This window comes from Pseudoalteromonas sp. PB2-1, from assembly GCF_045040605.1.
In the GTDB taxonomy this organism is placed as follows: Bacteria; Pseudomonadota; Gammaproteobacteria; order Enterobacterales; family Alteromonadaceae; genus Pseudoalteromonas; species Pseudoalteromonas arabiensis.
Window position 1 is genome coordinate 3,437,934 of sequence record NZ_CP090667.1, and the last position, 13,278, is coordinate 3,451,211.

13 protein-coding genes and 4 tRNA genes are annotated in these 13,278 nt (G+C 42.6%); 8 read left to right on the forward strand and 9 right to left on the reverse strand.

Translation table 11 applies throughout. The features are described from left to right. Positions 1 to 5: 5 nt before the first annotated feature. Positions 6 to 209, reverse strand: a complete 204-nt coding sequence (locus L0Z67_RS16115) for a YheV family putative zinc ribbon protein (RefSeq protein WP_062568377.1) — start codon at positions 207 to 209, stop codon at positions 6 to 8. Between the two features lie 129 nt (positions 210 to 338). On the opposite strand from L0Z67_RS16115, the gene L0Z67_RS16120 reads away from it, so the two are divergent. The 7 genes from L0Z67_RS16120 to L0Z67_RS16150 all read left to right on the forward strand — a co-directional run bounded on the left by L0Z67_RS16120 (position 339) and on the right by L0Z67_RS16150 (position 6,668). Further along, positions 339 to 2,258, forward strand: coding sequence for an ATP-binding cassette domain-containing protein (locus tag L0Z67_RS16120; protein WP_062568378.1), 1,920 nt, complete (start codon positions 339 to 341; stop codon positions 2,256 to 2,258). Continuing rightward, on the forward strand, positions 2,245 to 2,661 hold the full coding sequence (locus L0Z67_RS16125) for a TIGR02444 family protein (RefSeq protein ID WP_062568379.1): 417 nt from the start codon (positions 2,245 to 2,247) through the stop codon (positions 2,659 to 2,661). Before L0Z67_RS16120 ends, L0Z67_RS16125 begins: the two co-directional genes overlap by 14 nt. A gap of 237 nt (positions 2,662 to 2,898) precedes the next feature. Next, positions 2,899 to 3,039 (forward strand): DUF3149 domain-containing protein, encoded by a 141-nt coding sequence (locus L0Z67_RS16130; protein ID WP_074989877.1) that lies wholly within the window; start codon positions 2,899 to 2,901, stop codon positions 3,037 to 3,039. A 142-nt stretch (positions 3,040 to 3,181) separates the two neighbouring features. Beyond that, on the forward strand, positions 3,182 to 4,162 hold the full coding sequence (locus tag L0Z67_RS16135) for a hydrolase (protein ID WP_062568380.1): 981 nt from the start codon (positions 3,182 to 3,184) through the stop codon (positions 4,160 to 4,162). Continuing rightward, positions 4,159 to 4,416, forward strand: coding sequence for a YheU family protein (locus L0Z67_RS16140; protein ID WP_062568381.1), 258 nt, complete (start codon positions 4,159 to 4,161; stop codon positions 4,414 to 4,416). The genes L0Z67_RS16135 and L0Z67_RS16140 overlap by 4 nt, the downstream gene beginning before the upstream one ends. Positions 4,417 to 4,475: 59 nt before the next feature. Continuing rightward, the gene (locus L0Z67_RS16145; protein ID WP_193987976.1) at positions 4,476 to 5,669 is read left to right on the forward strand and encodes a dipeptidase; all 1,194 of its coding nucleotides are present in this window, start codon (positions 4,476 to 4,478) and stop codon (positions 5,667 to 5,669) included. A 123-nt stretch (positions 5,670 to 5,792) separates the two neighbouring features. After that, positions 5,793 to 6,668, forward strand: coding sequence for a hypothetical protein (locus L0Z67_RS16150; RefSeq protein WP_405128252.1), 876 nt, complete (start codon positions 5,793 to 5,795; stop codon positions 6,666 to 6,668). Positions 6,669 to 6,744: 76 nt separating this feature from the next. On the opposite strand, the gene tuf is transcribed toward L0Z67_RS16150, so the two are convergent. From tuf to murB, 8 genes are all read right to left on the reverse strand, one after another. Then, positions 6,745 to 7,929, reverse strand: a complete 1,185-nt coding sequence (gene tuf / locus L0Z67_RS16155) for an elongation factor Tu (protein WP_062567544.1) — start codon at positions 7,927 to 7,929, stop codon at positions 6,745 to 6,747. Positions 7,930 to 8,065: 136 nt separating this feature from the next. After that, positions 8,066 to 8,141 (reverse strand) — tRNA-Thr (locus tag L0Z67_RS16160). 12 nt (positions 8,142 to 8,153) lie between these two features. Next, positions 8,154 to 8,228: transfer RNA gene (locus tag L0Z67_RS16165), tRNA-Gly, on the reverse strand. A gap of 44 nt (positions 8,229 to 8,272) precedes the next feature. Next, positions 8,273 to 8,357, reverse strand: a tRNA-Tyr gene (locus tag L0Z67_RS16170). A gap of 40 nt (positions 8,358 to 8,397) precedes the next feature. Further along, a tRNA-Thr gene (locus L0Z67_RS16175) sits at positions 8,398 to 8,473 on the reverse strand. Positions 8,474 to 8,590: 117 nt separating this feature from the next. Beyond that, positions 8,591 to 9,289 carry a type III pantothenate kinase gene (locus L0Z67_RS16180; protein ID WP_193987978.1) on the reverse strand — a complete coding sequence of 233 codons (699 nt, stop codon included), beginning with the start codon at positions 9,287 to 9,289 and terminating at the stop codon, positions 8,591 to 8,593. Next, positions 9,286 to 10,278: a bifunctional biotin--[acetyl-CoA-carboxylase] ligase/biotin operon repressor BirA gene (gene birA, locus L0Z67_RS16185; RefSeq protein ID WP_062567542.1), complete on the reverse strand. Its 993-nt coding sequence runs from the start codon at positions 10,276 to 10,278 to the stop codon at positions 9,286 to 9,288. The genes L0Z67_RS16180 and birA overlap by 4 nt, the downstream gene beginning before the upstream one ends. After that, positions 10,275 to 11,285 (reverse strand): UDP-N-acetylmuramate dehydrogenase, encoded by a 1,011-nt coding sequence (gene murB / locus L0Z67_RS16190; protein ID WP_062567541.1) that lies wholly within the window; start codon positions 11,283 to 11,285, stop codon positions 10,275 to 10,277. The genes birA and murB overlap by 4 nt, the downstream gene beginning before the upstream one ends. Before the next feature lie 144 nt (positions 11,286 to 11,429). Here murB and L0Z67_RS16195 point away from each other — a divergent pair, with 144 nt between their 5' ends. After that, complete coding sequence (locus L0Z67_RS16195) at positions 11,430 to 13,274, forward strand: M1 family metallopeptidase (protein WP_405128253.1); 1,845 nt, start codon at positions 11,430 to 11,432, stop codon at positions 13,272 to 13,274. Positions 13,275 to 13,278: the final 4 nt, after the last annotated feature.

The window sequence follows — 13,278 nt, forward strand, 5'->3', positions numbered from 1 at the left end:
CCGGGTTAATCACCCGGCTTAAATACCCCAATTACCTGTTCAAATTGACGTGTTGAAGCTTGCACAGCTTTCTCTGGCTGGGTCATTTTATGGCCACACTGTACACACTCCACTTTTTCGACATCATGCTCTTTATAAAGCATCATGGTATCCATAGCCCCACATTCTGGGCATGACGCACCAGCAATAAAGCGTTTTTTTTGTCTCATAAGTGATCTCCCGTGGCATGTAGGCCGCTATTTTAGCCTAATAATTCTCTGTTTGATACGATTGCGAAGCCTTATAGGATCCGTGTTATGATAACGCAACTTAACTAGGACTCAGCATAGTATTTTTCAATGATCCAAATCTCAGATATCGAACTACTTCGTGGTGGTAAAGCACTCCTTAAAGGAGCCAGCGCCACACTTTTCCCTGAACATAAAGTTGGTCTTGTTGGGGCTAATGGTTGTGGTAAGTCAACACTGTTTAGTTTGCTAAAGTCTGAGTTGCAGCTCGATGCGGGTGAATGCAGCATCCCTAAAGATTGGTCCATCGCCTCTGTTAAACAAGAAACACCGGCACTGGAAATAAGTGCGCTTGATTATGTTTTGCAAGGCCACCCTGAGTATTATGCGCTCAGAATCGCACTCCGAGAAGCTGAAAAAAATGACGATGGCGCAGCACAAGCCAAAGCGCATATCGGCCTTGAACATATTCAAGGTTATAGCATCGAAGCCAAAGCAGGTGAACTGCTACATGGCTTAGGTTTTAGTAATGAGCAAATAGATAACCCTGTCAGCGCCTTTTCAGGTGGGTGGCGTATGCGTCTAAACTTGGCTCAAGCGCTTATTCGTGACGCTGACTTATTGCTGTTAGATGAACCAACCAACCACTTAGATCTCGATGCCGTATACTGGTTAGAGCGCTTTTTACGCGCCTATACTGGCACCCTAGTACTGATTTCTCACGACCGTGAATTCTTAGACGCGGTGGTTGATCAAATTTGGCACATCGATCAGCAAAAAATTAATGTTTACAAAGGCCACTACTCGCAATTCGAACGCCAAAAAGCGGAGCGTTTACTGCAACAGCAAGCTATGTTCGAAAAACAACAAGAACAAATCGCTCATCTAGAAAAGTTTATTACACGCTTTAAGGCTAAAGCCAGTAAAGCAAAACAAGCACAAAGCCGCGTAAAAGCCTTAGAGCGAATGGAAAAACTAGCGCCTGCGCATGCCGACTCCCCTTTCGATTTTGAATTTGCAGACCCCACTGCGCTGCCAAACCCCTTGATGACACTCGACCAAGCCAAAGCGGGCTATGGCGACATCACTATTCTACATAGTATTAAGCTAAACCTAGTACCAGGTAGCCGTATTGCCCTGCTTGGTCGAAATGGTGCGGGTAAGTCTACACTTATCAAGCTGCTAGCAGGTGAACTTGACCCACAAGCGGGCGAAGTGTTCCAGCATCAAGGCTTAAATATTGGTTACTTTGCGCAGCACCAACTGGAGTCTCTTGATTTAACAGCCAGTGCTGTTACGCATTTACAACGTTTAAATCCGCAAGCAACAGAGCAATCACTGCGCGACTTTTTAGGGGGCTTTGCCTTCATTGGTGATAAAGCCCTTGAGCCAGTTGCGCCATTTTCGGGGGGTGAAAAAGCACGTTTAGTGCTGGCTATGTTGGTATATCAAAAACCTAACTTACTCTTACTGGATGAGCCTACCAACCACCTAGATTTAGAAATGCGACATGCTCTTGTCATGGCACTACAGGGATTTGAAGGTGCGATGGTTACCGTATCGCACGACCGCCATATGCTAAAAAATACCGCCGATGAGTATTACCTTGTTGATAACGGCGAAGTCACGCAATTTGGCTACGACCTTGATGCTTATTACCAGTGGCTACTCAATGCGAATAAAGAAGCGGCAAAAACACCAGAAGACAATGCAACAAAAGCTCATTCAAGTGTAAACCGCAAGGAACAAAAGCGCTTAGAAGCTGAGTTTAGAAAGTCAGTGCAGCCATTAAAAAAACAAATCGACACGCTTGAAAAGCAGCTCGATAAGTACGCAACAGAGCTTAGTGAAGTTGAAACTGCGCTCGGCGACAATGATTTATATAATGACGACAATAAAGCGAAGCTAACAAAGTTACTAGCAAAGCAAGCTGAGTTAACCCCAAAACTAAATGCCGTTGAAGAAGAATTATTGATGGCGCTGGAAGAACTCGAAGAAAAAGAACAGGCCTTCGCCGATGAAACCGCTTAATAGCGAAGCATTTTGGCAGTTTGCGTGTCGACTTTATGATGAAGAAGGCATGCAAACACGGCTGTTAGGTTATCAAAACCAGCAAGGCAAAAATGTGAATGTGTGCTTGTTGCTTTATTATTTAGACTCTCTTGAGCTTGCTTTAAACGAATCTCAACTTAATCAGCTTGAGTTATGCATTGGTGAGTTTGACCAGCAGGTATTAAAACCTCTACGCACGGCTCGCGCCTATCTAAAAGCTAATCAAAGCGAAATTGCTGACTACACCACAATTCGTAAAGAATTACTCAGTGCAGAACTCAAGCTCGAAAAACAACAGCAGCAAATGCTCATTGATAGCGTGAATACTTGCACACTTACATCAAACCCAAAAGCAGATAATTTAAAGTTGTATATAAGATAAAGGTGATTAGCAAACCCAACTCATATCACCACTACCTTACCCCGTAAAATTTCACAGCAATAAAATAACGCTCTCGCTCGAATAAAGGCGAGTACTAATAACTTAGACTCAGTAAACTTGATCCAAATCAACTTCTAAATCGCCTTGTGTAGCTTCAGGAAAATAGCTTGATCTGGATCATGTCAGGCTATGCCAAGCCAGCCTATGATTAACCCATAGACATTAGGAGGCACAACCATGAACGTATTCTTTAGAGATTTTTTTAGCGACCCAGTCTTATTTATGTCATTTGGCATTTTGGCAGTTGTTATCGTTTTATGCCTTTTTTACGTCGGGTATTTCATTAAAAAAGTACACGACGCTGAAGTTCCTAAGTAAGAATTAAGCACGACGCACAAAGCCCCTATCCAATTTTATTGTTTAGGGGCTTTTTATTTGCATAAGCCAAAATCGTTAAACTGTTCTAAAAAAGCAAAAACTTGCTACAATAGGCGCTTGTTTTGTCTTTAAAGTGTCAACTATGTTACCTGAGTTTAAACCTGCGTGGTGGATGCGCAATCGTCATTTACAAACCATAATGCCGCGCTTTTTTCGCCCTTTTCATAAAACACGTTACAACTTATCGACACTCAACACTCCAGATGGTGATTTCTTAGAGCTTGCATGGGCACAACCCCACAATGACCACGCACCACTGGCAATTGTATTGCACGGGCTTGAAGGCAATATAAATAGCTTTTATGCCAAAGGCATGATGAAAAAACTAAAGCAGCAAGGGTTTGCGGTTGTGCTTATGCATTTTCGCAACTGCTCACGGGAAGTTAATCGATTGGCTCGTGCCTATCATAGTGGTGAAACTGAAGACCTGCGCTTTTTTATTAATTATTTGAAAGGCAAATTTCCTTCTCGCCCATTATTTGCCGTCGGTTTTTCTTTAGGTGGCAATGTCTTAGCTAAATACTTAGGTGAACAAGGCCAATCCTCACACTTAACTGGCGCTGCGGTAGTATCGGCGCCATTTGACTTGTCTGCCTCGTGTGAAATTATTCGTAAAAGTTTGTGCAAGATATACCAAAAATACCTGCTTGATCGCATGAAAAAATCAATGCAAAGAAAGTTGCCACAAATTCAGCAACAAATAAATCTAACACCTGAAAAGTTAAAGTCGATTAATGACTTATGGCAGTTTGACGACATGCTGACCGCCCCCTTACATGGCTTTTCAGGGGCAGAAGATTATTATCAACAAGCCAGTGCTAAACCTTATCTAAAAACAATCGCGACACCGACTTTAATCGTACATGCTAAAGATGACCCCATGCTATCAGTTAAAGCAGTACCTAATGGTACAGATGTCAGTGACTATGTTACTCTGCGGGTGTCAGATAAAGGCGGACACGTAGGCTTTATTAGTGGTAATAACCCATTTAAGCCTGTTTATTGGTTAGAGCACATAGTGCCTAGCTACTTCACACAGATCGTTAAAAAAGAGCAGTTATGATCATCCCTCATGAACAAATTGATAAAGACACGCTATATAACTTAATTGAAAGCTATGTGCTACGTGAAGGCACCGATTATGGTGAGCAAGAGGTAAGTATTGAAAATAAAGTTGCGCAGGTTCATCAACAGCTTAAAAGTGGTGAAGCGATGGTGTTTTTTTCTGAGTTACATGAATCGGTAACAATAATATCGAAAGCTGAATTCATTGCTCTGCAAGCTGATCCTGAGTATCAGGCGTCGTTTAACGACTAAACTTGTAAGTTATACTGTAACCCTTCACAATGGCTTTTTAACTTAAAGAGCCATTAAAAATGAAAAAACTAAGCTCATTGGTTGCCGCCGTTTCGCTGGCTTTAATTAGCCAAGCACACGCTGAACAGGCTACTGCATCAGACAAAGCCATAAAACTGGCAAAAGACACTATTTTAATCGACACCCATATCGATGTTCCTTATCGCATTCATAATAAGTGGGCTGATGTAACAAAAGCCACCGATGACGGCGATTTTGACTACCCACGCGCAGTACAAGGAGGTTTAAACGCTCCTTTTATGTCGATTTATATTCCTGCAAACCTAGAATTTGAAGGCAAAGGGAAAAGCTACCAACTTGCTAATCAGCTGATTGATAGTATGGAAGCCATTGTGCAACGTGCTCCTGATAAGTTTGCTATTGCAGATTCAACCGCCGATATCAAAGCGCAGTTTAAACAAGGCAAAATGTCGATTGCAATGGGTATGGAAAACGGCTCGCCGATTGAAGGTGAGATGAAAAACCTTAAGCATTTTTATGATCGTGGTGTACGTTACATCACCCTTGCACACTCACAGAGCAACCACATTTCTGACTCATCTTATGATATCCGCCGTAAATGGAAAGGCCTGAGCCCATTCGGTAAAGAACTGGTTAAAGAAATGAACAACATAGGTATGTTGGTAGATGTTTCACATATTTCTGATGATGCATTTTATCAAGTAATGGAAATTTCAAAAGTCCCTGTGATTGCATCACACTCTTCACTTCGTAAATATACGCCTGGCTTTGAGCGTAATATGAATGATGACATGCTATTAGCGCTGAAAAAGAATGGCGGCGTTATTCAAATCAACTTTGGTTCAAGCTTTGTGACAGCACAAGCTGGCTCTTGGTATGACCAACTAAAATCAGCAAAAGCCGATAAGAAAAAAGACGGTACTAAGCTAAGCAAAGATTTTGACGCAGCTTATCGTGCTAAAAACCCATTCCCTTATGCAAGCCTTGAGCAGGTGCTAGATCACATCGACCATGTCGTTGAGCTCATTGGTATTGATTATGTTGGTATTGGCTCTGACTACGATGGTGTAGGCGACTCTCTACCTACTGGCTTAAAAGATGTAGCAAGCTACCCTAACCTTGTTCAAGGGCTTATGGATAGAGGCTACAGCGATAAAGATATTAAAAAGATTCTAAGTGGCAATATGCTACGTGTTTGGCAACAAGCTGAAGCGTATGCAAAAGCGCACTAATTTTAATCACCAATCAAAGCGCAGTACTCACTGCGCTTTTTGTTTTTATCAGTACAAGTGATTGATCATACTAATTGCCTGTTTTAATCTGCTGGTATTACACAGCAACTTGGATTATGTGATATGTCGACTTGGCAAGGAAATATTGCACTTGTTTTGGCAAGCACTGCGCTTGGACTAACGGTTTACAACCATTTCAGTGTAGATAAGCAACGTGCTCCTAGCTCACTTCCCTTTACTATCGATGATTCAATTATTCCCAAACAAGATAGAGAAAACCTCGTTGCTCTACATGGTTATATTCTTGACTTAGAGACACGTATTAACGAGCTTGAGAATAGTACACCCACGATTGAGCCTTCGCTTATCGAATCAAAAGTAAAACAAGTCATCGAAGAGCGTGAAAAAGCACGTATCGCAGAAGCAACGAAAAGAAACCCTTCCGTAAATTGGTTCCGACAACTACCTGAAGATTATCGACAGCGTATAAAAGCCGATCCGAACTACGCGAATAAATCGATTAATGATGCATTTACAGCGTTATTAAACATGAGTAATACCGACGATGATCGCCTAGCAGCTTATGGACAACTCAAAATGACCTTAGGTATGCTGAGACGAGACTTGGATGATACACAGGAATCCTCGGCCATTGATGCCATGATAAGCATCAGTGAGTATACAAACGAGCCTAAGATACGCATTCAAGCATTGGAGAATTTATCTCACTTAGATGCAGTTTCACCTAAACTAGCCGACTATTTTCAAAAGCTGTTATTAAATGATGCGAATGAGTACGTTAAAAATCTTTCAGCAAGTGCATTAGTGGCGCAGTTTTTCCGCGCCAAGCAGCTAGGAAAAACCCAATTAGCGACGACTCTGGCACAGCGCATCCAAATGCTAGAATCCAATGGTGATAGTAAAGTGGCGAATGCTATGACTAATAACCTTAAGCACCCGCACTTAAGAGATGAGCTCAATAAATTTATCGAGCAGTAGCCAAAACTTTCTTTGGGCATTAAAAAAGGCCGCCTAAGCGACCTTTTTATGAGCTGTGAAGCTCTATCTGTTGATATTACTCAACGATAGTAGCTACAACACCAGCACCAACTGTACGGCCACCTTCACGGATAGCGAAGCGTAAACCTTCGTCCATCGCGATTGGAGCGATTAGCTCTACAGTCATCTTGATGTTGTCACCAGGCATTACCATTTCAACGCCGTCTGGTAACTGTACGTCACCTGTTACGTCAGTTGTACGGAAGTAGAACTGTGGACGGTAACCTTTGAAGAATGGCGTGTGACGACCACCTTCATCTTTAGAAAGTACGTATACTTCTGAAGTGAACTTCGTGTGTGGAGTGATTGAACCAGGCTTCGCTAGTACTTGACCACGTTCAACGTCTTCACGCTTAGTACCACGTAGAAGTGCACCGATGTTCTCACCCGCACGACCTTCGTCTAGAAGCTTACGGAACATCTCAACACCTGTACACGTTGTCTTCGTAGTTTCTTTGATACCTACGATTTCAACTTCGTCATTCACGTTGATGATACCAGCTTCAACACGGCCAGTTACAACTGTACCACGACCTTGGATTGAGAATACGTCTTCGATAGGCATGATGAATGGCTTATCGATGTCACGCTCTGGCTCTGGGATGTAAGAATCTAGTGCTTCTGCAAGCTCAACGATTTTGTCTTCCCACTCTTTCTCGCCTTCTAACGCTTTAAGCGCAGAACCTTGGATTAGTGGTAAGTCATCACCTGGGAAGTCGTACTCAGAAAGAAGTTCACGAACTTCCATCTCAACTAGCTCAAGTAGCTCTTCGTCGTCAACCATGTCACATTTGTTCATGAATACGATGATGTAAGGTACACCAACCTGACGAGAAAGTAGGATGTGCTCACGAGTTTGTGGCATAGGACCGTCAGTCGCAGCAACTACTAGGATTGCGCCGTCCATTTGAGCAGCACCAGTGATCATGTTTTTAACATAATCGGCGTGTCCTGGACAGTCTACGTGTGCGTAGTGACGAGTTGGTGTATCGTACTCAACGTGTGAAGTTGAGATTGTGATACCACGCTCACGCTCTTCTGGAGCGTTATCGATTGATGCGAAGTCTTTCGCTACACCACCGTATACTTTTGCAAGTACGTTAGTGATTGCTGCAGTTAGGGTAGTTTTACCGTGGTCAACGTGGCCGATTGTACCTACGTTTACGTGCGGTTTTACGCGTTCAAACTTTTCTTTTGCCATGACGGAACCTATCAGTTTTGTGTATCTAGATTACATATGAAAATAATCCACCGAGGGTAGATTAATTTAATTTTTTCAAATTTCAAATAGTTTTTTCTGACAGATAAAGGAAGAAATTAAGATGAGTTCTCGATACTGGTGCTGATAGGCAGATTTGAACTGCCGACCTCACCCTTACCAAGGGTGCGCTCTACCAACTGAGCTATATCAGCAACACCAGAGTCTGGAGCGGGCAGCGGGAATCGAACCCGCATCATCAGCTTGGAAGGCTGAGGTAATAGCCATTATACGATGCCCGCATAGAAACCTGTTCTTAAACTACCTCTAACCGTCAAGAATAAAGTGGTGGAGGGAGCTGGATTCGAACCAGCGAAGGCTGAGCCGTCAGATTTACAGTCTGATCCCTTTGGCCGCTCGGGAACCCCTCCACGAAAATTCTTTACTAAGTCACTTCCGGTAAAAGGAAAGTGGTGCCGACTATCCGAGTTGAACGGATGACCTACTGATTACAAGTCAGTTGCTCTACCAACTGAGCTAAGTCGGCACTGCTTTAGTACGGGGCGAGATTCTAAGGTAAGGTTTATTGTGATGCAACAATAAAATTAAAAAAAGTGTGATTTTGTGTGTTAAACGCTCACTATTCAGGCAAATTAGCGCTTTTTTACGGTTTTGCTGTCAGTTCTCGCCAATAATTAAGGCCCTTAAAAACCAATAAGCTATCAAATTGACTGTGAGAAAATGAATCAGCTAGCAATTTTCCATAGCCACCGGCAAACAACAAGGTAACTGATGCACCACTTATGTGCTGCTTAGCTTGTTCAATAGCACCTAGCGTGGCCACCAGCGCACCATTTTTTAAACCATTCGGTGTATTACAGCCTAATTCAGGACTAAAAGGTATTTGTGCATCATCAAACACCCGCTTAGTGTTTTGGGTCAACGAGGTCGTCATTAAATCAAGGCCTGGTAATATCCATCCCCCCAAATGCGTACCTTCAGAGTTAAGTACATCAATCGTTGTAGCTGTACCGGCATCGATAATAATGCAGTTTTGCTGAGGATACTCTACAAAAGCAGCAATCACTGCTAACCAACGATCGATCCCTAAATTTTGATACTGCTGATAGGCGCAGCTTAAGGTGGCAAGCTTAGCAGTGACCACCGCTTCAAAGTTAGGAATGGAATGTTGTTGTGCTTGTGCTAATAAAGGCCTGAGTAACTCTGCGCTACCCACACACGCATAAACCAGTTCTTGTATTTGTGACCAAGGTATTGCGTTAAGTTCGCATGCCTGATAATGGTTACCATCAAACAAAACCGCTTTAATTGCGGTATTACCTACATCAACTAACAGTTTCATAACTCAGCCTTACGCAATGAAATTTCTCCACCATAATAGCTTTTTACTTCGCCATCTTGACGAATACGAACGCCACCTTGGCTGTCAATCCCTTCACAAATACCACGCCAACTCCGATGCCCTGTATTAAGCTCAACGTATTCATTTGCAAATGCGTTTAACTGATTCCACGTCAGATACATATCATTTAAGCCTGTTTGTTGATACTGCGCTAAACGTTTTTCTAAATAAAAACATAAGTAAGCCACCAGCTTATTTTTATCAAGTTCCTGAACATGTTGACTTAAGTCTGTCCATGCTTGGTCGATATGCTGACTGGCACTTTCTGGCATATGCAAATTAATACCTATGCCTATCACAAGCTGGCAAGGCCCCTGTGGCTGACCATCAAGCTCAACTAATACGCCAGCCAGTTTTTCACGGTTTAAGTAAATATCATTAGGCCATTTTAGCGCTATATCCAATTGATATAAGGCCTTAAGCGTGTCGTAAACAGCAAGCCCAACGGCAATAGATACACCCATAGCCGCTTGCAAGCCATCATCCAAACGCCAAAAATAGCTAAAATATAAATTTGCACCAAACGGAGACTGCCAAACACGCCCACGGCGACCTCTTCCTGCTTGCTGCATTTCTGCAACGAGTACGGTGCCGGACGTGAGTGGAATATCGCTTTGTAAGCGACGCATTAGCTCACTATTGGTAGAATCTATAATTGGCTGTACTTCGACATTAGCTGTGGTGCCACCCAACTCATTATAATGCTTGCCAATTTTATCTTTGTTCAGTAAGCCCGCACTATTATTAAGGCAATACCCTTTACCCGTGACCTTGAAAATATCGAGCCCCATTTCCTGCAAAGAGTGAATATGTTTACCCACTGCTGCGCGGCTGATACCGAGCTGCTCACCCAATTGCTGACCAGAAATAAAACCACCGGTATTCAGAGCCTGTAAAATTGCCAGTTTATTGCCGTCTGGCGCTTTCATGATGAAGCTCCCAATTCAATATGGCATTCACATTCGGCGTTAATCAGTCGCACTTCGTGTTGCAGAGCAATTTGATATTTTTGCCAGACCTGCTGCTGAATATGTTTCACCATTTTAATTAAGTCATCACCATTACTATTACCGTGATTCACTAACACCAATGCTTGCTGCTGATGAACCTCTACCCCTGCAACTTTATAGCCTTTTAAGCCTGCCTGCTCAATCAACCAGCCTGCCGCAACTTTATGATGCTCAGAATCGACAAAATAATGAGGTAAGTTTGGGTATTGTTGTAACAATAATGCTAGCTGCTCATTACTGATCACTGGGTTTTTGAAAAAACTGCCCGCATTCGCAAGTTCGCTTGGGTTAGGTAATTTACTGTTTCTAGTCGCAATGATTTGCTCAAACACTTGTTGTGGAGAAGGTTGTGTAAGTTTTTGCAATGGCCCATAACTTAGTACTGGCTGCCATTTTTTAGGTAAGAGTAATCCTACATGAGTGATCACCGCTTTATTTTTAAGTGCATGTTTAAAAATAGAGTCGCGATAGCTAAATTGGCACTCGTCTTTGGCTAAACGTTTAATCGTCTTTGTCGCAATATCAAAGTATTCAACATAGCTAACAAACTTTTCCAGTTCTACACCATATGCACCAATATTTTGCACAGGCGCGGCTCCCACAGTACCGGGGATCAGGGCTAGATTTTCAAGCCCAGGCATGCCATTAGCAATAGTCATAGCAACTAATTGATGCCAGTTCTCTCCAGCCGCCACATGAAATAAGAAAGCATCACTTTGTTCTTGAATTGCTACCCCTTTGGTTGTCATGTGAATCACTGAGCCTTGGTAGTCAGATAAAAATACCGTATTACTGCCTTCGCCTAAAATACAAAAAGGGACAGAAAAGTCTGTAGTTATAAGCTGATTCACATCATCGATTTGATAGAAGTGCTGGCATTGGCTTGGCAAAGAAAAGGTATGAAAAGATTGCAGGGACTGAGCCACAAAACGCCTCAAAGGTTACCGGTAACTAATCGCATTAGTGTAACCTATCGTCGCAAAATACGCATTAGATTGTAAAAATCACTCAACCCACTGCACTAATCATGTTATAAAACAGGCTCTTTTCATTACCGTTCTAGGGTTATTATGAAGTTTAAACCATTACTTTTAAGTCTTGCTATGGCCGGTGCTTGCTCTCAAGCAACTGCTGACGCAATCAGCCAGCACACTTACGCAAACTTAGATGACGTAACAACCACTCACCTATTACTAGATTTAGATGTTGATTTTGATGATAAGCAATTAGAAGGTTTTGTTGAGCATACGCTAGATTGGCATAATGCAACCAGCAAAACGCTTGTTCTTGATACCCGCGATTTAGATATCGACAAAGTCATGTATCAAGATGACAAAGGCAGCTGGCACAACGCTGACTTTACCCTTGCTGCACGTGATGACGTAAAGGGCTCAAAATTAACAATTAAATTTAAAAGCCAAGCGGTTAAAGCGCGTATTTACTACAACAGCCGTCCAGAAGCTTCAGGTTTACAGTGGTTAACACCAGAGCAAACAGCCAGTAAGTCACACCCCTTTATGTACAGCCAATCACAAGCAATTCACGCTCGTAGTTGGATCCCAGTACAAGATACGCCAGCAATGCGCGTGACGTACTCTGCTCGTATTCACACACCAAAAGATATTCGTGCGGTAATGAGTGCAGACAACAAAGATGCGCTCTATAAAGATGGTGACTATTTATTCAATATGCCACAACCCATCTCGCCATACTTAATCGCAATTGGTGCGGGTAATCTAGAATTTAAAGCCATGTCTAAGCAAACCGGTATTTTTGCTGAGCCAACCATTTTAGATGCATCTGTGGCTGAGTTTAACGACACGCAAGCGATGATTGATAAAACGAACGCGATGTATGGCGAATATGCATGGGGGCGCTATGACTTATTAATGCTACCACCAAGCTTCCCATTTGGTGGCATGGAAAACCCGCGTTTATCCTTCATCACTCCAACTGTTGTTGCTGGCGATAAAAGCTTAGTAAATCTAATTGCTCACGAGCTTGCTCACTCTTGGTCGGGTAACTTAGTGACGAATGCTACGTGGGAAGATTTATGGTTAAACGAAGGCTTCACGTCTTATGTTGAAAACCGCATCATGGAAGAAGTATTTGGTCGTGACCGTGCTGTGATGGAACAAGCGCTTGATGCCGCTGGCTTGCGTAAGCTCATTAAAACGTTACCGGCACCAGATACACGCCTTAACTTAAAACTTAATGGCCGTGATCCTGACGACGCATTTAGCTCAGTACCTTACACCAAAGGCCAGCTTTTCTTAATCTACCTAGAAAACAAGTTTGGTCGTGATAAGTTCGATCCATTTGTAAAAGCTTACTTCGATGAGTTTTCATTTAAGTCTTTAACAACAGCTCAGTTTGTTACTTACTTAAAAGCCAACTTAATCGAAAAATATCCAGGCATTGTCAGCATGGATAAAGTAAATGAGTGGATTTTTGAGCCTGGTTTACCAAGTGATGCACCAAACCCAACGTCTGATGCATTCGATAAAGTCGACGCAGTTACAAAAACATGGCTAAACGGTGAGATTAGCGCAGCTGACTTACCAACCGCGGATTGGTCTGTTCATGAGTGGCTACACTTTTTAAATAACCTACCTCGTGATTTAAGCATTGAGAAAATGACTGAGCTTGATAACCAGTTCAATCTAACGCAGTCAACTAATGCGGAGCGTGCTTTCGCATGGTTTATGTTAGCAGTCGGTAATGGTTATCAACCTATCTACCCTGCACTTGATAAGCACTTATCTGGTATTGGTCGCCGTAAGTTAATTGTGCCACTTTATAGAGCACTTATTAACAACGGTAAAAAAGACTGGGCGCATGATGTGTACTTAAAAGCCCGTGCGGGTTATCACCCACTTGCACAAGGTACCGTTGACGACTTATTCACAAAATAATAAG